Origin of the sequence: Rhizobium sophoriradicis (assembly GCF_003939025.1) — a bacterium.
GTDB classification, from domain to species: domain Bacteria; phylum Pseudomonadota; class Alphaproteobacteria; order Rhizobiales; family Rhizobiaceae; genus Rhizobium; species Rhizobium sophoriradicis.
Genome location: NZ_RQIH01000013.1, coordinates 182765 through 203166, shown reverse-complemented (window position 1 = coordinate 203166; position 20402 = coordinate 182765). Strand labels below are relative to the sequence as shown.

The 20402-nt window shown below is 62.5% G+C and carries 23 protein-coding genes; 7 read left to right on the top strand and 16 right to left on the bottom strand.

Translation table 11 applies throughout. The features are described 5' to 3' along the window. Positions 1-19 precede the first annotated feature (19 nt). Positions 20-703, bottom strand: a complete 684-nt coding sequence (locus tag EFR00_RS22475) for a glutathione S-transferase family protein (RefSeq protein ID WP_009995899.1) — start codon at positions 701-703, stop codon at positions 20-22. Positions 704-806: 103 nt separating this feature from the next. Here EFR00_RS22475 and EFR00_RS22470 point away from each other — a divergent pair, with 103 nt between their 5' ends. Beyond that, positions 807-1250, top strand: a complete 444-nt coding sequence (locus EFR00_RS22470; RefSeq protein WP_009995901.1) for a MarR family winged helix-turn-helix transcriptional regulator — start codon at positions 807-809, stop codon at positions 1248-1250. A gap of 45 nt (positions 1251-1295) precedes the next feature. On the opposite strand, the gene ybaK is transcribed toward EFR00_RS22470, so the two are convergent. The 3 genes from ybaK to EFR00_RS22455 form a co-directional block, all read right to left on the bottom strand. Next, the gene (ybaK, locus tag EFR00_RS22465) at positions 1296-1769 is read right to left on the bottom strand and encodes a Cys-tRNA(Pro) deacylase (protein ID WP_077991282.1); all 474 of its coding nucleotides are present in this window, start codon (positions 1767-1769) and stop codon (positions 1296-1298) included. A gap of 3 nt (positions 1770-1772) precedes the next feature. Further along, positions 1773-2123 (bottom strand): ArsC family reductase, encoded by a 351-nt coding sequence (locus tag EFR00_RS22460; RefSeq protein ID WP_077991281.1) that lies wholly within the window; start codon positions 2121-2123, stop codon positions 1773-1775. 102 nt (positions 2124-2225) lie between these two features. Next, positions 2226-3287 carry a M14 family metallopeptidase gene (locus EFR00_RS22455; protein ID WP_077991280.1) on the bottom strand — a complete coding sequence of 354 codons (1062 nt, stop codon included), beginning with the start codon at positions 3285-3287 and terminating at the stop codon, positions 2226-2228. 228 nt (positions 3288-3515) lie between these two features. Between EFR00_RS22455 and EFR00_RS22450 the strand changes: the two genes are divergently transcribed. Next, positions 3516-4079 (top strand): methylated-DNA--[protein]-cysteine S-methyltransferase, encoded by a 564-nt coding sequence (locus tag EFR00_RS22450; protein WP_077991279.1) that lies wholly within the window; start codon positions 3516-3518, stop codon positions 4077-4079. A 144-nt stretch (positions 4080-4223) separates the two neighbouring features. Here the strand turns inward: EFR00_RS22450 and EFR00_RS22445 are convergent, their stop codons facing one another. From EFR00_RS22445 to EFR00_RS22435, 3 genes are read right to left on the bottom strand one after another with little or no spacing between them, the layout of a single operon-like run. Further along, on the bottom strand, positions 4224-4958 hold the full coding sequence (locus tag EFR00_RS22445) for an SDR family oxidoreductase (RefSeq protein ID WP_077991317.1): 735 nt from the start codon (positions 4956-4958) through the stop codon (positions 4224-4226). A gap of 43 nt (positions 4959-5001) precedes the next feature. Beyond that, positions 5002-5853, bottom strand: coding sequence for an oxidoreductase (locus tag EFR00_RS22440; protein ID WP_183599473.1), 852 nt, complete (start codon positions 5851-5853; stop codon positions 5002-5004). A gap of 37 nt (positions 5854-5890) precedes the next feature. Further along, positions 5891-6265 carry an Atu4866 domain-containing protein gene (locus EFR00_RS22435; protein ID WP_009991644.1) on the bottom strand — a complete coding sequence of 125 codons (375 nt, stop codon included), beginning with the start codon at positions 6263-6265 and terminating at the stop codon, positions 5891-5893. Between the two features lie 117 nt (positions 6266-6382). Here EFR00_RS22435 and EFR00_RS22430 point away from each other — a divergent pair, with 117 nt between their 5' ends. From EFR00_RS22430 to EFR00_RS22420, 3 genes are all read left to right on the top strand, one after another. Continuing rightward, complete coding sequence (locus tag EFR00_RS22430) at positions 6383-7279, top strand: LysR family transcriptional regulator (RefSeq protein WP_009991645.1); 897 nt, start codon at positions 6383-6385, stop codon at positions 7277-7279. A 183-nt stretch (positions 7280-7462) separates the two neighbouring features. Continuing rightward, entirely contained in the window at positions 7463-8314 is an 852-nt protein-coding gene (locus tag EFR00_RS22425; protein ID WP_077991278.1) for a helix-turn-helix domain-containing protein, read from the top strand. Between the two features lie 41 nt (positions 8315-8355). Then, the gene (locus tag EFR00_RS22420; RefSeq protein ID WP_009990314.1) at positions 8356-8901 is read left to right on the top strand and encodes a YbhB/YbcL family Raf kinase inhibitor-like protein; all 546 of its coding nucleotides are present in this window, start codon (positions 8356-8358) and stop codon (positions 8899-8901) included. A gap of 75 nt (positions 8902-8976) precedes the next feature. Here EFR00_RS22420 and EFR00_RS22415 read toward each other — a convergent pair whose 3' ends face one another. Both EFR00_RS22415 and EFR00_RS22410 read right to left on the bottom strand, forming a co-directional pair. Then, positions 8977-9507: a dihydrofolate reductase family protein gene (locus EFR00_RS22415; protein ID WP_077991276.1), complete on the bottom strand. Its 531-nt coding sequence runs from the start codon at positions 9505-9507 to the stop codon at positions 8977-8979. Positions 9508-9683: 176 nt separating this feature from the next. Next, positions 9684-10082: a VOC family protein gene (locus EFR00_RS22410; protein WP_077991274.1), complete on the bottom strand. Its 399-nt coding sequence runs from the start codon at positions 10080-10082 to the stop codon at positions 9684-9686. 102 nt (positions 10083-10184) lie between these two features. Here EFR00_RS22410 and EFR00_RS22405 point away from each other — a divergent pair, with 102 nt between their 5' ends. Then, on the top strand, positions 10185-10886 hold the full coding sequence (locus EFR00_RS22405) for a helix-turn-helix transcriptional regulator (protein WP_009994382.1): 702 nt from the start codon (positions 10185-10187) through the stop codon (positions 10884-10886). Positions 10887-10940: 54 nt separating this feature from the next. Here EFR00_RS22405 and guaA read toward each other — a convergent pair whose 3' ends face one another. From guaA to EFR00_RS22390, 3 genes are all read right to left on the bottom strand, one after another. Further along, positions 10941-12503 (bottom strand): glutamine-hydrolyzing GMP synthase, encoded by a 1563-nt coding sequence (gene guaA / locus EFR00_RS22400; protein WP_039617411.1) that lies wholly within the window; start codon positions 12501-12503, stop codon positions 10941-10943. Between the two features lie 113 nt (positions 12504-12616). Next, positions 12617-13255, bottom strand: coding sequence for a 5'-methylthioadenosine/S-adenosylhomocysteine nucleosidase (locus EFR00_RS22395; protein ID WP_010061097.1), 639 nt, complete (start codon positions 13253-13255; stop codon positions 12617-12619). Further along, entirely contained in the window at positions 13252-13701 is a 450-nt protein-coding gene (locus EFR00_RS22390) for a PaaI family thioesterase (RefSeq protein WP_010028223.1), read from the bottom strand. The genes EFR00_RS22395 and EFR00_RS22390 overlap by 4 nt, the downstream gene beginning before the upstream one ends. Positions 13702-13921: 220 nt before the next feature. Here EFR00_RS22390 and EFR00_RS22385 point away from each other — a divergent pair, with 220 nt between their 5' ends. After that, positions 13922-14998, top strand: coding sequence for a DUF2252 family protein (locus tag EFR00_RS22385; RefSeq protein ID WP_077991272.1), 1077 nt, complete (start codon positions 13922-13924; stop codon positions 14996-14998). Here the strand turns inward: EFR00_RS22385 and EFR00_RS22380 are convergent. The 4 genes from EFR00_RS22380 to EFR00_RS22365 are packed head-to-tail and all read right to left on the bottom strand — an operon-like array spanning position 14980 to position 20243. Then, a complete protein-coding gene (locus EFR00_RS22380) occupies positions 14980-16077 on the bottom strand; it encodes a DUF1513 domain-containing protein (RefSeq protein WP_077991270.1) in 1098 nt (365 codons plus the stop codon). The two genes, EFR00_RS22385 and EFR00_RS22380, sit on opposite strands and share 19 nt — an antisense overlap. A gap of 4 nt (positions 16078-16081) precedes the next feature. After that, a complete protein-coding gene (locus EFR00_RS22375; protein WP_077991268.1) occupies positions 16082-17182 on the bottom strand; it encodes an imelysin family protein in 1101 nt (366 codons plus the stop codon). Next, positions 17182-18921: a di-heme oxidoreductase family protein gene (locus EFR00_RS22370; protein WP_183738971.1), complete on the bottom strand. Its 1740-nt coding sequence runs from the start codon at positions 18919-18921 to the stop codon at positions 17182-17184. The genes EFR00_RS22375 and EFR00_RS22370 overlap by 1 nt, the downstream gene beginning before the upstream one ends. Before the next feature lie 47 nt (positions 18922-18968). Then, a complete protein-coding gene (locus EFR00_RS22365; protein ID WP_077991266.1) occupies positions 18969-20243 on the bottom strand; it encodes an imelysin family protein in 1275 nt (424 codons plus the stop codon). Positions 20244-20402 lie beyond the last annotated feature (159 nt).

The window sequence follows — 20402 nt, the reverse complement described above, 5'->3', positions numbered from 1 at the left end:
ATCCGGCCGCCTGGCGCGCTTAAGCGGCAGCGGGCAGCCTGAGCAGGATCGAGTTATGTTTCTCGAGGAACTCCGTCAGCCGTTGCGGATAGTCCTCGCCGACTGCGTCCCGAACGCTTACCCGCGCCGACAGCGCCTTGCGCCAGCGCTTGACCCGGTCGAGTCCGTCGAAGATGCCGCCGTCGCCGAGCGCATCGAAGAGATCGAAATAGCGGAAGACCGGTGCGAAGACGGCGTCGACCAGGCTGAAGCTGCTGCCGGCGAAATAGGGTCCGTCCGCCAATGCGTCCTCGATCGTTGCGAATTTGGCGGCAAGCGCCTTGCGCTTGATCTCCAGCTGCGCCGCATCCTGCGCCGTCTCATAGCCCCAGAGATCGGAAAGCACCGACGAACCGAACTCCATCCAGCCGCGATGGCGGGCGCGGGTCAGCGGATCGGCCGGATGCAGGGCGGCGCCCGCCTGCGTTTCCTCCAGATATTCGCAGATGACGCTGCTCTCGAACAGGATGGCCTCACTGCCGTCTTCCTCCTCGATCCTCAGCAACGGCACCTTGCCGAGCGGCGAGATCTTCAGGAACCAATCCGGTTTATCGGCAAGATCGATGTTGATGCGTTCAAACTCCACGCTCTTTTCGACCAGCGTGATGGCCGCGCGCTGCACATAGGGGCAGAGGTGATGGCTGATGAGGGTAAGCCTGCTCATGAAAATCTCCTGGCGCTTTATGGAAGGGACCGTTGTCGCAAATTGCATGCAAATGCATCTAATATCGCTTGCAGCGAAATTCAAGATAGATGTAATTGCATTTATGTCCGAAAAGATGTTCAAGCCGAGCGAAGCCGTCATCTTAGCCTGGACGCGCATCATGCGCGCTCGCGAGCGCCTGCTCGGCGCAATCGAGGCCGATCTGAAAGCGACCGGCATGCCGCCGCTTGCCTGGTACGACGTGTTATGGGAACTGGCGCGCTCGCAATCCGGCAGGCTGCGTCCCTACGAGATAGAAGAGCGGACGCTGCTGACGCAGTATAATCTTTCCCGTCTGCTCGACCGGCTGGAAAGGGAGGACCTGATCCGACGCGAGGTCTTCGCCGAAGACGGGCGAGGTCGCTGGATCGTCATTACCGAAGCCGGGCGTCAGCTCCGCGAGCGCATGTGGGTTGTCTATGCCAGATCGATCGAGACCCATGTGGGCGGCAAGCTAGCCGAAAGCGAGGCGAGGTCGATCGCCAGCCTGCTCGACCGCTTTCTGTGATGTATCTCATCAGGAAGTATGCGGCGGTTCGGCGCCATGCCCTGATCAGGCGATCAGCGGCGCGGCAACGGCCTTCAGCGCCTTCAACGCCTCCTTCGGATCGAGCCGCAACTGCAGTCCGCGCTGACCGCCATTGATGTAGACGAGCGGTTCGGCCAAGGCAGCCTGCTCGATCGCGATCGGCACGGTCTTCTTCTGGCCGAAGGGGCTGATGCCGCCGACATGGTAGCCCGTCAGCCGCTCGGCATCGGCAGGCTTCATCATATTGGCCGACTTGCCGCGGAATGCGCCCGCAAGCTTCTTCATGCTGACCTCGCGATCCGACGGCACGACGACACAGACCGGTTTGCCGTCCACCTCCGCCATTAGCGTTTTCAACACCCGATGCGGGGCCTCGCCCAAAGCCTCCGCCGCCTGCAGTCCGACGCGCTCGGCGCCGGGGTCGTAGTCATAGGCATGCACGGTGAAGGCGACGCCCGCCTGGGAAAGAACTTGTGTGGCGCGGGTGGTCTTGGACATGGCTCAGCGCCCGAATGCGCCGGCGTAAATCTCCGGCTTGAAGCCGACGAGCAGCTTGCCCTTTGTCTCCAGCACCGGCCGCTTGATCATCGAAGGCTGGTCGAGCATCAGCGCGATCGCCTTTTCCCGCGTCAGATTCTGACGTTCGGCTTCGGGCAATTTACGGAACGTGGTGCCGGCGCGGTTGAGCACGGTATCGAGGCCGGCTTCGTCGATCCAGGCATCCAGATGGGCGCGGTCGATGCCTGACGCCTTGTAGTCGTGAAACGCATAGGCGACATCATGCGCTTCCAGCCAGCTGCGGGCCTTCTTCATCGTGTCGCAATTCTTGATCCCATAGATGGTGACGGTCATGCCCGCTCGATCTCCCTGTGATGACAGCGGGATAACATGCGTGACGGCCTGCGCAAACGTCGGCCGGCGCTCTATCCCCCAGTGCGTCGATAACCGCCCGGCTCAATTCTCCAGCGCGCCGGCCCTGCGTGACGCCTTGCTGGCGCCGCCGCAGGCGATCTTCATCAGGTCACCGCGCCGCCGCACCAGCCGGTCGGAGGTTCGGGTCAGGATCAGCCCGTCCTGCGGCGCATGCAGGTCGATGCTGCCATCAGGCTGACCCGGCCGGATGATGATCGTCGCGAGAAGTTCTCCTGCCGCAACGCGCTCGCCGATATTGCGATGGAAGAGCACGGCTCCGCCTTCGGGAGCGCGGATGATCTCGACATTGTCGAGCGGCACGGCCGGCCCGGAAAACGCGGCGGCCGTCGTCATCTCGCTCCGGACGATTCCCCGCGCCGAGAGAAACTGCCAGAGCCCGTCCGCATCCTTTCTTGCCAGCGCCGGATCGACATCGCGCTGGCCGCGCAGTTCGACGGTGACCGAAAGTTTGCCGGGCAGCCGCGGTCGGCGCTCCCCGGGAATTTCATATTTCCATGCGAAGCCGACGGCCTCCTCGAAGGCCGAGCTTTCGCCGTCCGAAAGCAGCACGGCTTCCATATCAAGCGCAGCGGCAAGATCGGCCGCCTCCGGCCAGAAGGCTTCGTCAATATAGGCATATTGCAGCGATTCGTCGTCGCAATGCAGGTCGAGGACGAGATCGGCGCCGAGCGCCATATGCAGGAGCTGTCGCTTCAGCCTGTTGGTAGCCGGGTAATCATCGAGGTCCTCGATCAGCGTCGACCGGTCGGCGATGGAGATCAGCGGAAAATCCCGGTTGAAATTGACGCGGGAGTCGAGGTCGAACCGACCCTGCAATTCGCCAAAATGTGATTGTGCCGCGCCGATCGGATTAGCCTGCGGTACGATGGTGATGTCGCCTGCGATCGCGCCTTGGCTTTCCGCCTGCCTCAGCCGTTCGCAGAGGAAATGCAGGAGCGCCGTTCCCGGCAGCTCGCCGGCATGGAGTGCCGCCTGGATATAGGTCTTCGGCGCCTTCGGATCGTGGCCCTTGAAGCGCAGCACCGGCAGCCGCCACTCCGTTCCCGGTGTATCGCCTGGAACGATGATCTCCGAAACGTCCATCTGTCCTTGCTCCGCCCTTGCTGAACCGAATTGATTTCCGAGGTTTACGCGCGGAAATCGCGGAAGCGCAAGGCTTGGTCTGCCGCGTCCTTTCCAAAACGCGACGGCGGATGCGCGGGCGAAGTCGAATATCTGGAACAAAAAAAGAACGCGACACGCAAGAATCGGGTTGAAACAGCGGCAATCCCGTAGGATTTTGGTCAGAATCGAAAACCCGGAGGCTCTGTCATGGCCGAGACGATCCACCACTATCTCATCTTCGAAACCGCAGGTGGTTTCTGCGGCATTGCCTGGAGCGACGCCGGCATCGTCCGTTTCCAGCTGCCGACGAAAACCGCGGAGGCAACCGAGCGGCTGTTGCTGCGCCGTCTGCCCGATGGCTTGCCCGGTGCGCCGACACCTCAAGTGCTTGAGACCGTGGCGGCAGTGAAGCGCTACTTCCAGGGTGAGGAGACGGATTTTTCCGGCGTCGAACTCGATCTTGCCGGCCAGGATGCTTTTTTCAGGCAGATTTATGCGGCGGCAAGGCGCGTCGGCTGGGGCCGCACGACCACCTACGGCGCACTGGCCAAAGAGCTGGGCGCCGGGCCGGAAGCGGCCCGCGACGTCGGCCAGGCGATGGCGAAGAACCCAGTCGCGCTGATCATTCCCTGCCACCGGGTGCTGGCGGCCGGCGGCAAGATCGGCGGCTTCTCCGCTCCCGGCGGTTCGACGTCGAAGACCCGCATGCTGGAGCTCGAAGGCGTCCATCTCGGCCCGCCGCCGCCCGCCCAGCAGTCGCTGGGGTTTTAGGCGGCGGCGTCCTGGAACAGGATGATTTTAGGCCCGGTCCGCCGAAAATCTGAATCCTGTTCTAAATTAAAGAGTTAGAGCATGATGTCGCCCGAAAACCGCTCACACTTTTCGGCATCATGCTCTAGTCGCAGAATCGATTGTTCAATGCGGGCTCGCCGTCGGCCGGATGATGATCTCGCTGACATCGACATCGTCAGGCTGGCTGACGGCATAGAGGATCGAATTGGCAACGGCCTCGGGGCTGATTGTGATCGCCCTGAAGGCTTTCATGGCGTCGCGCGCGGTCGTGTCGGTGATCGTGTCGGCCAGTTCCGATGTCGTCGTGCCGGGAGAGATGACGGTGACGCGGATGCGATCGGTCTCCTGCCGCAGCCCGTCCGAGATTGCACGGACTGCGAATTTGGTCGCGCAATAGACGGCCGCCGTTGGCGAGACGGCGTGGCCGCCGATCGAAGACAGGTTGATGATCTGCCCGGATCCCTGCGCTTTCATGATCGGCAGCGCGGCCGCGATGCCGTAGAGCACACCCTTGATGTTGACGTCGACCATCCGGTCCCATTCGTCGACTTTCAGGGCCTCGAGCGGCGAGAGCGGCATGACGCCGGCATTGTTGATCATCACATCAAGCCGGCCGAACTCGGATCTGGCAAAGCCTGCAAAGGCGGCAACTTCGGACCGGTCGGTGACGTCAAGCTTTCTGAGACGTATCGTCCCGCCCGTAGCTTCGATGTCGCCGGCGAGCCGCTCCAGGCGCTCGATGCGGCGGGCGCCGATTAGGATGTGGGCACCCGCCGCAGCCAGCACCTTTGCCGCGGCCTCGCCGATGCCGCTGCTGGCGCCGGTAATGGCAATGACGTTTCCTTCGATATCGGACATTTCAAGCTCCATTTTGTCTGTTGAAGTGTTTCTCGGGCGCGGCTCAGTCGGGGAAGTCGGCGCTGAGGGTCGTCTCCGCCCAGGCGTCGAAATTTGCCCGCAGCGCATCGAGCCGTTCGCGGGCGATCTTCAGGGCGGGCGCGCCGAGCAGCAGGCGCAATGGCGGCTCGTCGGCCTCGAACGCCGAGATGATGGCAGCGGCGGCCCGCGTGGGATCGCCGGGCTGTTTACCGGAGACCGAACGGGTGGCTTGGCGCCGCTTGCCTGACGTTTCGGCATAGTCATCGATAACAGTCTTGGATTCGATCATCGACCGGCCGGCCCAGTCGGTGCGGAAGGCGCCGGGTTCGAGGATCGTCACCCTGATGCCGAGCGGATTGACCTCATGGGACAGCGATTCCGACAGGGCTTCGACGGCGAATTTGCTGGCGTGGTAGTAGCCGGTCGCGGCGAAGGCGACGAGCCCGCCGAGCGACGAGACGTTGAAGATATGCCCGCGCCGGCGTGAGCGCATGCCCGGCAGGATATGCTTGGTGACGGCGACCAGGCCGAAGACATTGGTCTCGAACTGGGCGCGTATCTCTGCCTCCTCGCCCTCTTCGATCGCCGAGAGATAACCGTAGCCGGCATTGTTGACGGCGACGTCGATCGCGCCGAAATGCGCCTCGGCGTCGTGAACGGCGCGGGTGACGGAGCGGCTATCCGTGACATCGAGAGCGAGAGCAAGGGCGCGGTCGCCGTGTTCCGTTGCGAGATCCCGGAGGGTCTCGGGTCTGCGCGCCGTTATCGCGGCGCGCCAGCCACGGGCGAGAACCGCCTCGGCGAGCGCCCGGCCGAGACCAGACGATGCGCCAGTTATGAACCAGATGGGTGTGGTGGAAGACATGATCCTCATCCTTTCCGGTCGGATAGGGCCTTATTGAGCGAGCTTGTCATTTGCGGCGAAGCACCATGCCGCCGTGATGGAGGGTATTGTCGTCAACGAAATTACCATCGGCCGTGAAGCCGGTATCGTCCCAGTATTCGATGTGGGTTCCGGTGACTTCGTAACGGCCCCGATAGGCGCTCTCCCGCTTTCCTCGGGCCTCGTCGTAGCGACCGTTAGGCAGAAGCTGGTGGCGGACCCGGCCGTCGTCGGTGACCCACATGCCGACATAAGGATGTTGCTGCATTGTGTTCTCGCTTGCTTGTTGACGCGTGGATTGGCGGCCGCCGACACTGTCTGCGGCCGCCGGGCTGATCGCCGTGCCGGCCAAGGCGGCGGCGGCGCAGAAATGCAGAACGGATCTCAGGGCAATGTTTTGCATCCTTCTTCCTTTCGAGGTCAGGACCGCTGTTTCGGCGGGCTCGACAGAAAAGATAGGCGCACGAACTGAAGTGATTAAGTTGCCAATCCGCGATGGCTTGGTTAGATTTCTTAACCAATGGTCGACGATCTCGAAGGCATCTCAGTCTTTCTCGCCGTGGCGGAGGCGCGGAGCTTTCGCCTTGCGGGCGAGCGTCTCGGCGTCACCCGCTCCGCCGTCAGTCAGTCCCTGCAGCGTCTGGAGGATCGTCTTGGCGTCGCGCTCGTCCAGCGCACGACGCGCAGCGTCAGCCTGACTGAAGCCGGTGAGGTGTTCTTCGACGCGGTTCGCCCGTCGGTGCGGCAAGTCAGGGATGCGATGCAGACGGTGCGGGACATGCAGGCGCGTCCGAGCGGTCTGCTGAGGATCACGGTGTCCTCGATCGCCGAAAGCTTCCTGTCCGGCACGTTGCTCGCCGGTTTCATCGAAGCTTGTCCCGATGTTAAGCTCGATATCACCATCACCGACGAAGAATTCGATATCGTCGAGGCTGGTTTTGACGCCGGTGTCCGGCTCGGCGAGGTGATCGAACAGGACATGATCGCGATAGCCGTCTCCCAAGAGCAGCGCCAATGCCCGGCGGTTTCTCCTGCCTACATCAAGCGGCACAGCCGTCCGCGCCATCCCCGTGACTTGCAAAGCCATGCCTGCATCGGCTGGCGGCCTAGACCCGATACGGCGCCCTACCGCTGGGAGTTCACCGAAAACAATCGCGATTTCGACGTCGCCGTCGACCCTGCCGTCACAACGAACGATATGAGCATGATGATCCGCCTAGCCTGTGCCGGAGCCGGGATCACTTTCGGCATGGTCGAAACCTTCCAGCCCTATTTCGATCGCGGTGAGCTCGTGCCGCTGCTGGAAGATTTCTGCCCCCCCTTCCCCGGCTTTTATCTCTATTATCCCAGGCGCGAGCGGCAACCGCTGAAGCTGCGGGCGCTGGTTGAGCATATCAGGAAGTCCGCCAGGGGTTAGATACGGTCGAGCCCTGCCGAACTTGCGGTCGTCCAAGCGAACTGAAGTCAGTTTTTCCGGGCGAGGGATGCGACGGCTCGTGCCGGGCATACGCCCCGGCTCAAGGTTGCTCCTGGCACGCGGTTTTGCTATTTCCCATCGCCAAGGATCAGGGGCGAGGGGCGTCCTGTTGCCGGAGAAGCCATGCTGGACGACGTCTTTCGCATTCCAACCAGGGCCCTGATCCGCCAGGGTGGGCGGGCCTGCTTTTTTCGTCTCGTCAATACGAGCCCCCTGTTGATCCAGGTGCAGTCGGGAACCAAAATCGTCATGGCGGATGACAAGGTCTTGCGCCTTGAGGCGGGCGATTATGCGCTGCTGCCCGACTATCGACCGTTGACGATGGAGAACATTCCAAAGGCGCCGCGGAAGTATCAGACCCTGGCGCTTCCTGTTCCAAGACAGCTCTTCGAGGATGCCTATATCGCCATGGGTTCGATCGCCGTTCCCTCGCGGCCGCTCCCGGCAAGCGCCTCGAACCTGCCGGAGGAAGCGGCGGCATTGTTTGCCTATTGCTGTCAGCCAGGCAATCTGACGGGGCTCCCCGGCGCCATTGCCAAGGCTCGATTGATGGAACTGATCACCTGGTTCGCGCTCTGTGGAGCGGTGCTCGGCCGATGCGAAAGTCCTCGGCTCGAGGACCGGCTGAGGCAGATGATTGAAAGTGATACGGCTTTTGATTGGACGCTGGGGCACGCGGCGCGCGCCTTCAACATGAGCGAAGCGACGCTCCGGCGTAAGCTCGCCGCCGAAAAGACAAGTTTCAGCGAGATATTGAGCGATACAAGGATGAATCGCGCCCTCGCCCTCATTCAAACCACAACCCTGCCGATGGCACAGGTGGCGCTCGAGGTCGGTTACGATTCGCCGTCGCAATTTTCGGCGCGGTTCAAGGAGCGGTTCGGTGTCAATCCGCGCCATGTGCGGGGCGGTGCTGAGCGTTTTGAGCGGATCGGGGCAGAAGTTGAGCATAGCGGGGCAGATGCGCTGCCGTGATAGCGGTAGTTTTCCCGCATTATCAACCGCAGGAAAACAACATGCGTCTTATTACAACAGCACTTCTGGCCGCCTCCGTCTTTGGCGCCACGGCCGCCCAAGCCGAAATGAAGCTCACTTCGAAAGACCTGACTCCAGGTCAGACCATGGCCGATGCGCAGGTCTTCAACAGCTTCGGCTGTACGGGCAAGAACATCTCGCCGGAACTCAGCTGGTCGGGTGCTCCAGAGGGAACCAAGAGCTTCGCCGTCATGGTCTACGACCCGGATGCTCCGACCGGTTCGGGCTGGTGGCATTGGTCGGTGTTCAACATTCCGGCAGACGCCTCAAAGATTGCGACCGGTGCCAGCGGAGATAAGAAGCTTCCGGCAGGCGCCGTGGAAGGCCGTACGGATTTCGGTACATCGGGATATGGCGGCGCATGCCCGCCGGTCGGCGATGCGCCGCACCATTACCAGTTCACCGTCTACGCGCTGTCGGTCGACAAGCTGCCGCTTCCAGATACGGCGCCGGGCGCGATGGTTGGCTACTATGTCAGGGCAAATACGCTCGACAAGGCCTCAATCGAGGTCACTTACGGCCGCTGACCGTAGTCACGGCCATTGTCCCTATCGAACGCCGCCGGCTGAGGAAACCTTGGCCGGCTGCTGGGGATTGGGAAATCAAGCAGGAACGTAGACCAGCCGGATCACATTCTCGTCAATCCGGTCATTGGCCACAAGCCGTAGCGGCGGTCGGGGTCCGGCGAAATATGGCTTGCCGTGACCGAGCACGACGGGGTGCAGATAGATAATATACTCATCGATCAGGCCAAGACCGGTGAGGCTTTGCGCCAGGTCCGGGCCTGCCACTTCGATCTCCCCGTCGCCTTCGGCCTTCAGCTTGCGGATAGCAGTCTCAAGATCGCCCTCGACCAGCCTGGCGTTGGGACCGACCGATTTCAACGAGCGCGAGACGACCCATTTCGGCTGGTTTCGCCAGGCGGTCGCGAAGTCGCGTTCGTCTGCGTTCCACTCATGATGATCGTCATCCCAGTAACGCATGATCTCGTACATTTGACGACCGTACACGCTGCCCGCTTGCCTCCGCGTCGACTCGACGAAGTGACGGAAGAGCGTGGGGCTTGGCCCGAACGCCATATGATCGACGTAGCCGTCCAGGGACTGGTTCATTCCGAACACGAGCTTGGCCATGCTCACTTCCTTTCCTTCAAGGGTGCATCCGCATGGAGTCGGATTGCGCTGCGCGGTCGGTCAAAGCTTAGATAAACTGCTTGTGAATTGCAATCAGATTTTCCCAGGTGAACCACTCCTGGACGGCAAAACGGGCGCGAAGCGGCCGTGCCCATATGCGCCTTGGGGCTACGCGCCTATCGTGATGCAAAGCGGTTCTTTGCCGGATCGGTGAACGGCATGAACAGCGCGACAAGCGTGCCTTCCGGATCGCGGAACTGCATCGAACGATTTCCCCACGGCATCAGTTTGGGCGCATGAACAAGGTCGACTTGATCCTTCAACCGGGCGTATTCGGCGTCGACATCGTCCACCATGAACTCGATGATCGCCGTTCGGTTGGCACCGGCCTCGGCGCTGCCTTCCTTGAAGAGCGAAACGGTTTCCATGCTGCCGATGGCAAGTGTCGCCGAAGGGGTGACGATCTCGGCGAAGACCGGCGCCAGCCACTCGGCCGAGTGCAGGGTGACCATTTCGTAGAAGCCGACCATAGCCTTGATATCAGCGGCGATCAGTCGGATTGAGGTGAATTTCATAACTGTCTCCTTTCGACAAGACCGCAGAGCTACGCGCAGCATCGCTGAGGGCCTTGTCGCACAGGCCTGTTGCCAGCATTATGGCAACAGGAGTCAACAGCAATGCGCAAAGCCGATCGCCTGTTTCAGATCATTCAGATCCTGCGCCGTACGAACCGGCCGGTGACTGCCGCGGCAATAGCCGAGGAGATCGAAGTGTCCAGGCGCTCGGTGTATCGCGATATCACCGACCTGATCGGCCAAGGCGTTCCCATCGTCGGAGAGGCCGGCTTCGGCTATGTGCTCGATCCTGGCTATGACATGCCGCCCTTGATGCTGACGCCCGACGAGATCGAGGCGATCGTGCTGGGTACGCAATGGGTCGCAACACGCGGCGATAAGGCGTTATCCGCAGCGGCACAGGACGTACTCAGCAAGATCGCCGACGTTATACCCGAAAGGCTGCGTCCATACATCGCCGAGCCAAGCGTTGGAGCAAAGCCTGGCAGGATCGCTCCGACGGACATGGTCGACTCGAACGAACTGCGGCGGGCAATCCGCGAAGATCGAAAGCTTCGCCTGCGCTATCGATCCGATACTGGGGAGGGGACCGAGCGGATCGTGTGGCCGATCATCCTCGGTTACGGTGAAGCAACGCGTTTGATTGTTGCCTGGTGCGAGCTGAGGCAGGACTTCCGTCACTTCCGAACCGATCGCATGATCGAGATCGAGGTGCTGGAAGCGACCAACGGCCTGCGGAAGGGCGACCTGCGTCGCCGCTGGGAGCGATGGCGCCAGGAGCAGCGCTCTCGCTCCGACCACTGATCGCAACGCGGCGGCAACACTGACGAAAACGACGCTATTGCCGCCTTCGGTCCGTCACTCCCACTCGATCGTGCCGGGCGGCTTGGAGGTGACGTCGTAGACCACGCGGTTGATGCCGCGCACCTCGTTGATGATGCGCGTTGCGGCGCGGCCGAGGAATTCCATGTCGTAGTGGTAGAAATCCGCGGTCATGCCGTCGACGGAGGTGACGGCGCGCAGCGCGCAGACGAATTCATAGGTGCGCCCGTCGCCCATGACGCCGACGGTCTGGACGGGAAGCAGCACGGCAAAAGCCTGCCAGATGGCGTCGTAGAGGCCGGCCTTGCGGATTTCGTCGAGATAGATCGCATCGGCCTCGCGCAGGATCTCCAGCTTTTCGCGGGTGATGCCGCCGGGGCAGCGGATCGCAAGGCCGGGGCCGGGGAAGGGGTGTCGGCCGATGAAGCTGTCTGGCAGGCCGAGTTCGCGGCCGAGCGCGCGCACCTCGTCCTTGAAGAGTTCGCGCAACGGCTCGACGAGCTGCATCTTCATGCGCTCCGGCAGACCGCCGACATTGTGGTGCGACTTGATCGTCACCGAGGGGCCGCCGGTGAAGGAAACGCTCTCGATCACGTCGGGATAGAGCGTGCCCTGGCCGAGGAAATCGGCGCCGCCGAGTTTCTTTGCCTCTTCCTCGAAAGTTTCGATGAACAGCCGGCCGATGATCTTGCGCTTGGTTTCCGGATCGCTGACGCCTTCGAGTTCGCCGATGAAACGGTCGGAAGCGTCGACGTGTAAGAGATGCAGATTGTAGTGCTCGCGGAACATGGCGACGACGTTTGCCGCCTCGTCCTTGCGCATCAGCCCATGGTCGACCAGGATGCAAGTCAGCTGATCGCCGACCGCCTCATGGATCAAAAGTGCAGCGACCGAACTGTCGACGCCGCCGGAAAGCGCGCAGATTACGCGTTTGTCGCCCACCTGCTTGCGGATCTCGTCGACCGCCTTCTGGCGATAGGCCGACATCGACCAGTCGCCCTTGATGCCGGCTATATTGTGAATGAAGTTGCCGATCAGCTTGGCGCCGTCAGGCGTATGCACGACCTCGGGGTGGAACTGCACGCCGTAATATTTGCGCTTCTCGTCGGCGATGAAGGCATAGGGCGCGTTGGAGGAGGTGGCGACCACCTCGAAACCGTCGGGCAGCGCCGTCACGCGGTCGCCATGGCTCATCCACACCTGATGGCGCGAGCCGGACGACCAGAGGCCCTCGAACAGCTGGCAGTCCTTATCGACATCGAGGAAGGCGCGGCCGAATTCGCGGTGATGGCCGCTTTCGACCTTGCCGCCGAGCTGCATGCACATCGTCTGCTGGCCATAGCAGATGCCGAAGACCGGCAGGCCGCTGTCGAAGATGATCTGAGGCGCCCGCGGCGATCCCTCGTCCACCGTCGAGGCCGGGCTGCCGGACAAGATCACGGCTTTCGGCTGAAGGCGCTTGAAGCCCTCTTCGGCCGATTGGAAGGGAACGATTTCGCAATAGACGCCGGCCTCGCGCACGCGCCGTGCGATGAGCTGGGTCACCTGGCTGCCGAAATCGACGATGAGAACGGAGTCGGGATGTGCTGTCTGGGTCATGTCGAGGCTTTAATGAAAAGCGCTTCGCCTGGCAATCCGGGAAATCGGCGGCATCCGGTTTTTATTGTTCCGATTGTCCCTCGCGCGTCTGCAATACGCGCGGCTTTCAGGGCCTAGAACCAGAAAACCCCGTCCTCCAGCGCCGTGAACAGGCTGTCGACGCCGTAGGAGAGCTTGCGGTCGACGATATGCAGATATTCGGTCCAGCCGGAGATGTGCTGCAGTTCGACGGCGCCGTCGGAAATGCCGCGCAGGCCGATCAGCGGCAGCTTGTAGCCCTGGCAGGCACGCAGCACCGCATAGGTCTCCATGTCGACCATGTCGGCGTCGATGTCGGTATAGGCAGCACCCGAGATGACATTGCCGCCCGTGGAAAGGCTTGCCTCCGCAATGCCGGGAATGCGCAGCGGCAGTTCGAGCGTCGCCGGCAGATCGAGGAAGGGTGTCCGGCCCTTTTCGAAGCCGAGCGGCGAGGCGTCCATGTCGCGGTAGGAAACCGAGGTTACCTGATAGATTTCGGTCTGCTCCAGTTTCGCCGAGCCGGCCGAGCCGAGCGAAACGACGAGATCCGGCAGGTCGTCGGCGGCATCGAGCCGCGCCAGCGTCTTGGTCAGCGCGACGGCTGCCTCGACCGGACCGACGCCGGTCATCAAGGGTTCGATGCGCGAACGCAGGAAGGGGCCGTATTCGGCCTCTGCCGCCATGACGAACAGCATGGATTTTCCCGCGACCGATTTCAGTTCGAACTTCATCCCGTAATTCCTTCTCTGCCGCGGATGACCATCATCGTTCCGGTCATGGAGGCGATGAGTTTCGCCGGCCCGTCGCTGATCGCGTAGCCTCGCCCGTCGGCGACGATGATGGTGGAGCCCGGCTTGGTGATTTCGCCGCGAAACAGGAAGCGCTCGCCGCGTCCCGGCGACATGAGATTGACCTTGAATTCGATCGTCAGGATCGAGGCTTCCGGGTCGATCACGCTGTAGGCGGCAAAGCCGCAGGCCGAATCGAGCGCGGCGGAAATGATGCCGGCGTGCAGGATGCCGTGCTGCTGCGTCAGTTTAATGTCGAAGGGAAGCTCGATTTCGACGACGCCGTGCTCGACGCGCGTCAGCTCCGCGCCGATCGTCTGCATCGCCGCCTGGCGCGCAAAGTTGCGGCGGATTCGCGCGCGGAAATCGCCCCTGTCAGTCTCGCTCATGGCTGCCCCTCTCGAAGCCGGGAAAGTGGCATGGCGGGCCGGATTCGACAAGCTGGACATTGCTGAAATCGATCCGGACGGCGATTGAAACGTCAAGGCGTGTCGCCAGCGCAACCTTTCGCCGTGCTGTTGCCCCGTATGCCCCGCGAAGACGATTGCAGCTTCGCGCTCAGCGGGTATTCTCCGGCATTCTATCTCGAAATGAGGGAGCGCCGGCGCCATGACGACGATATCGCAATCGGTTCGGAATTTCGAGACCTGGCTGGCCGGCGAGCTCGGGGCCGATCTCGTCAAGGACGATCTTAAGGAAAAGCACGGGTGGATGCGCAGCGACGATTTCGTCTTCCTGCGCGCCACCTATTGGCGCTGGTGCGAAATCATCCTCGATATCTGCCCGGAGCTCGGCCGCGCGCCCGCAGTGCTGGCGATTGGCGATGCGCATCTGGAGAATTTCGGCACCTGGCGCGATAGCGAGGGCCGGCTCGTCTGGGGCGTCAATGATTTCGACGATGCGGCGGTGATGCGCTATGCGCTGGATCTCGTTCGCCTTGCGGCAAGCGCCATCCTGGCGCGCAACGGCAAGGGTCCCTCGGTTCGGATGATCGGCGAGCTGATCCTCGGCGGTTATCGCAGAGGCCTTGAAAATCCGCTGCCCGTCATCCTCGAGCGCGACCACAAATGGCTGCGCAAGGCGCTGATGCTGCCGAATTCCGAACGCCGGGAATTCTGGGAAAAATGCGAGATGCTGCCTGCGGGCAAGAAGAAGGCGCCGGCAGCCTATAGCGAGGCGCTCGCCGGCGCATTGCCGCCCGGGGCAGGCTCCTTCACGGCCAAGCCGCGCAGCGCCGGCACCGGCAGCCTCGGCCGCCCGCGTTTCGTCGCCTATGCCGAATGGCAGGGCGGGCCGGTCTTGCGCGAGGCGAAGGCGCTGGTGCCGTCGGCCTGGTCGCTTCGCCACAGGCCGCTTGATGTGACGATCCGTGCGGGCGAAATCGCCGCCGGGCGGGCGCGCTCGGCCGATCCTCACTATCGCGTCTGCGGCCGCATCCTCGTGCGCCGGCTTTCGCCGAACAGCCGCAAGATCGAGATCGACAAGCATCCGGAGATCCTGCTTTCGCCGACAATGCTCGAATTGATGGGCTTCGAGATCGCCAATTGCCATTCCGATGATGCGGCTGCGGCCGCAGCGATCCTGCAGGATCTGCAGGCCCGGGGACCTGAATGGCTGCATGAGGCGGCAAGAGCCGCGGCATCGAGCGTCAGCGCCGAGCAGAAGGCCTATGCGCGCACCCGCTGAGAGACCCGGACGATGTGCTGATCCCAGGCGACATCGCTGCGCCTCGAAAGGAAATCGCCGTCATAGGAGGAGACGGCAAAGCCATCTCTCGCCGGCGCGATGCCGGCCGCCTCTGGAACGACGATCTCGGCCAGCACCTTGCCCGTTTTTGCGTCGATGGTCACCGAGGCGCCGCCCTTCGGCGAGGTGATGCCGACGAGACCTTCGCCGCGGTTGACGGCGATCGCGCCGACATAGTTGGCGAGCCTCCTCGTCGTCTCCTCCGGCAGCGCGACGAAGGAAAGATCCTCCCCCTTGGCGAAATGGCCGACGAGTGGCGGCAGATCCTTGCGGTGGCCTTCGTACTGGCAGGCGAACCAGATGCGGCCGTCGCCGTCGAGGTCGACATGGCGGGTCGACAGCTGCGACCATTCGGCCGGCAGCACGTGTTTTTCGATCAAGGCGCCGGTTGCCGCATCGATCAGCGCCAGCGACGGCTGCATCGCGGCGAGATTGAGCTTGGTGCGGCCGAAATCCGGATGTGTCTCGATGCCGCCATTGGCGACGATGAGAAGACGCCCGTCATCGGAAACCGTCATATCGTGCGGACCGATGCCATAGGTCTCGTATTCGCCGATGCGGGTGAAGCGATCGGTTGCGTCATAGAGACCGATCATGCCGCGATTGCCGTCGAAATCATTCTCGCTGGCGTAGAGGATCCGGCCATCGGGCGAGAAGGCGCCGTGCCCAAAGAAATGGCGGTCTTCCCGGGAGTTGATGACGATCGGCTCGCCCTTATCTCGTGGGTCGAAGATCATCGCATAGGTGCCCGGCCGGCGCGCGAAGGCGACCGTCTTGCCGGTGGCGGCGCTGAAGGCCATTCCGTGGGCGCGGGCGGGAAGCGCCACCTGATCGATGATCTCGCCACGCTCGGTCACGGTCGCGATGGCAAAGGAACCGTTTGCCGTGCGAATGCCCGAGGCATAGACCGCATCGGCCCGTTCAAGCGCCAGCAGCGACCTTGGCGCCAGGCTCGCCAGGAAGCCGATCCCTGCCGCCTTGACGAAACTGCGTCGGTTGATCGGGGCGCTTTGCATCATCGCTTCAGTCTCCGTCCGAAAAGGAAAAGCCGGCCGACAGCCCGATGGCCGCGCCATATTCGTCGCTGATCCTGGTGATCAGATCACGGCTTTCGGCCAAAAGCGTGTCGAGCTTGGCCTTTTCGGCATCGCTGGTGGCGGCGTCTATATCAGGATTGAGTTTCGGCACGCTGTCGAGCAGCGATTTGAAATCCTCGTCGATCGAAGCGGCAATCGACCGTTTGTCCGGCGGCAGAAGCTCGGCCATGCCGGCCTTCTGCCAGAGCGTGCGCAGTCCTTCCAGATTGGCGGCCATCGACTTCCACGTATTTTTCGAACGCCAGTAGATCGCCATGCGCGGCCGCGGCGCGGTGTCCTTGCCCTTGTAGAACTGTTCCAGCCGCTGATCGCGGACATTCTCGGCGCCGTGCACGAGAATGCCGAGCAGCGCGGTCACCGCCTCCTTGTTGTCCATGAAATCATTGCTCTGCGGGCCGGGGTGCTTCCAGCTCGCCTGCACCCCGTCCGGCTTTTCCCAGGCGGCGACGACTTCGCCGGCCTCACGCTGGATATTGCCGGCGACGGCGGCGCCGTAAAGGCAGCGGAAGCCGCCCTTCTGCCCGACGAGATTTTCCGAGCCGTTGCCGTAAAGCACGTATTCCAGCGCCGTCAGGCCCTGCAGCGCCACGCTCTTGCCGGCGATCGCATCGACCGTCGCATCCTTCGGATCGGCTTTGGCGATCAGCGCCTGCACCTGTTTCAGGCCGACGCCCTTGCGATCCGGATAAAACAGGATGTGCTCGAAGAGATTGTCCTGGATGACGGGCCCGGTCTGGACGATCTCGATGATCGACCAGTAGCGGATCGTATCGTCGAATGCGGATTTCGCCTTGTCGAGCGTCTGCTGCGTGCCGCCGTCGCAGAGATCCTTCATCGCCGTCGTCAGCCGGGCGGCCGATTGCTGCATGTTGCGATAGCCCGGGCGGATCACTTCGTCGACGGCGCGCTGCATGACGGAGGGAACGGCATCCTCGTTCATCCCTGCCGGAGGAGCGGCGGTCTGGGCGGCCGCCGATGTGGCAAGACCGATCAGAGTGAGGCAGAGCAGGGGGTGCCAAGGGCGCATCAAAGTGACTCCAGGAATGTAATCAGGGCCGCCCTGTCGTCTCGCGACAGGGCGGAGAAAGCGTTGCGGGCCTTTTCGGCTTCGCCGCCGTGCCAGAGGATCGCCTCGGTGAGATCCCGCGCACGGCCGTCATGCAGGAAAAAGCTGTGCCCGCTGATAGTACGGGTCAGTCCTATACCCCATAGCGGTGGCGTGCGCCATTCACGTCCGCTTGCAAGCCCGACCTGCTGCCCGTCGGCAAGCCCGTCACCCATGTCGTGCAGCAGAAAATCGGAATAGGGCCAGATCAGCTGGAAGGATTGCGCCTTGTCAGGCGAATCCCTGCGCGTGACGAATTTCGGCACATGGCAGGAAATGCAGCCGGTTTCGTAGAAAATCCGCTTGCCCTTCAGCGTCTCAGGGAAGCTCGCCCGGCGGCGGGCCGGCACGGCAAGATTTTGCGAATAGAAGGTCACGAGATCGAGAATGGGCCCCGGCGCTTCTTCCTCGCCCAGTCGTTTCTGCACGCCGGTCGGCATATCGAGGCATTTCTCCTCCGCCTTGGTGCAATCGCCATGCGCGTCCGGATGGTCGGGCGTGGAGATGCCGATATCGTTGGCGAAGGCGTCGGCATTCTGGTCGCGCACCGTGGCGTTCTGCGCCTTCCAGCCGAAGCGGCCGAGCGCGATCTCACGGCTGCGATGATCGCGGACGATCGCCGCCTTGCCGGAGATGCCGTCGCCATCGGCATCGTCGGGATCGGCATGGCCAAGGATGTCGGCCTCAGGGATCGCCTCGATCAGCCCGAGGCCGATCATGGCGGGGGCGACACGCGCCGAGATCGTCGTTAATGCATCGAAAGGTCCATAGGCAAGATCCGTCACCGCATAATGCGGCCGGCGCAGCGAGACCGTCTCCCCGTCGCCAAGCCTTACCGTTTCCTCATCGTAGCGGATCGCCATCCGCCCTTCGGCGGCAAGGCCGGGCACGGCAAGATCCTGCAGCTGACGGCCATAGACCGGATCGGGGAAATTGAGAATGTCAGCGCTTGCGATCGCCCTTTCTTCTTCCGGCGTCCTGGCGGCGCGGGAAAGCCGCAGGAACATCGAGACGGCGCTCGGCCCCCCCTCCGGCGGTTTGCCGCGGCCGTCATTGACATGACAGCTCATGCAGGAGCGGGCGTTGAAAAGCGGCCCAAGCCCATCGGAGGCCTGCGTCGAGGAGGGCGAGGAAACCCAGAGCTTGCGGAAGAGCGCATTGCCGAGCTTGAAATCCTGCTCTTCCTCGAAGGGGATATTGGCCGAAATATGCGAGAAGCTGTCTTCGGTGACCGGATCGACCGAGGTCGTCGCACCCGCCTGCATTGCTTCGTATTGTTCGGCCATGGAAAAATCGGCTGTCGGCCGCGTCACATCGGCGACGCGTTTCAGATCGGCGTCGGAAAGGTCGGTGCGTTTCGTCGGCAGATCGAAACCGGCGGCAAAGGCGACGGGCGCGCCTGCAAGCGCAGCGAAAGCGGCGATGCGGAGGGGTAAGGGAAGTTTTCGAGCGGCAAGTTCGAGGGTGCTGGTCCGCGCTTCCCTTTCGACTCCCACATTCTTGTGCTTGTCACAGGAATCCAGTGCGCCCAAGTCCTTGGGCGCGGAAGACTCCCCCCTGACCGAGTCATTCACGGCGCGGACGCGCCGTGGCTGGATTCCTGTGACATCCCTCGGGCGAGGCCCTGAGGACACAGGAATGAGGGAGGCAATAGATGGCATTTCAGGGTTCGGGCCGCCTCGGCTTTCGAAGCGGCCCGCCTTTTTGCTTATTTGAAGACGGCGTTAGGATTATCCAAGCTGTCGGAACCTTCAAGCTGAACCGTGCCGAGATCGAGTGCGGCAATAACGCGCTGGATCGACTTCGTCTGGTCGATCAGCCCGTCGATGGCGGCCTGGACGACGGCGTTGCCTTCCTTGTTGCCTTCGGCGATCATCTGGTCGTACTTCTCGACCGTCTCGCCGCGCTTGGCCATGGCGTTCATCGCATCGAGCGTCTTGTTGAGCTTGCCTTCCATCTCGGCATCGAGCGCCTTGTCCTTGGCGGCCACGAGGTCGTGCAGCGACGGGCCGCTGAGCTTGGTGCCGTCGACGCGGGTATAGTTGCCGGTATAGGCGGCGGCGATGCCGATCGCGTCGTTGAGATGCGAGTTGTAGGTATTGTCGGAGAAGCAATCATGCTCTTCCTCCGGATCGTGCAGCAGCAGCCCGAGCTTCATGCGCTCGCCGGCAAGCTCACCGTAGGAGAGCGAACCCATGCCCGTCAGGATCGCGACGAGACCGGCCTTCGGATCGGCTTCGACGTTCTTCGTCGCAGCCCCGTCCGGCTTCCAGCTGTCGGTCATTTCCTGCAGGTCGGAAACGAGCAGCGTAGAGGCGGACTTCAGATACTCGGCGCGGCGATCGCAATTGCCGTGCGTGCAGTTCTTCAGATCGTAATCCGTTGCGGGGCGATTGCCGGCGCCGGGACCGGTGCCGTTGAGATCCTGGCCCCAGAGCAGGAATTCGATAGCGTGGTAGCCCGTTGCCACATTGGCTTCGATGCCGCCGGCTTCCTGCAGCGTGCCGGAGAGGAATTCCGGCGTCAGCTTCGAGGCGTCGACATCCTTGCCGTCGATCTTGATCGTCTTGTTGGCGATGACATTGGCCACATAGAGGGAGTTTTCGTCGCTCTCGCTGCCGTAGGAGGGATCGACATAGTCGATCAGGCCTTCATCGAGCGGCCATGCGTTGACCTTGCCTTCCCACTCGTCGACAACAGGATTGCCGAAGCGGTAGACTTCCGTCTGCTGGTAAGGCACGCGCGCCTTGATCCAGGCATCCCGGGCGGCCTTCAGCGTCGCGTCGGTCGGCGCCTTCAGAAAGGCGTTGATCGCGGCATCGAGCGCCTTTGCCGTCGTCAGCGAGTCCTCATATTTCGCATGCGCCACATCGGCATAATGTTTCACCACGGCGGCCGCATCGGTGGCGGCATGCGCGGGAAGGGCGAGCAGGGTGGCGGGGGCAATCGCCAGCACGGCTGCGCGGAATTTCTTGAGCTTCATGATCCTCTCCTGTGACGGATCTTCCGTCTAATCGGGGCTCCGTCTCTTCGCGCAAAAGCAAACTGGTGTCAAACGCTCTAGTTTGGAATGATTTTAAGGATGGATCGGTGCCGGCAAGTCGGCTTTTTCTGGACCTCATCTGCTTGAAAAACCGGCAGC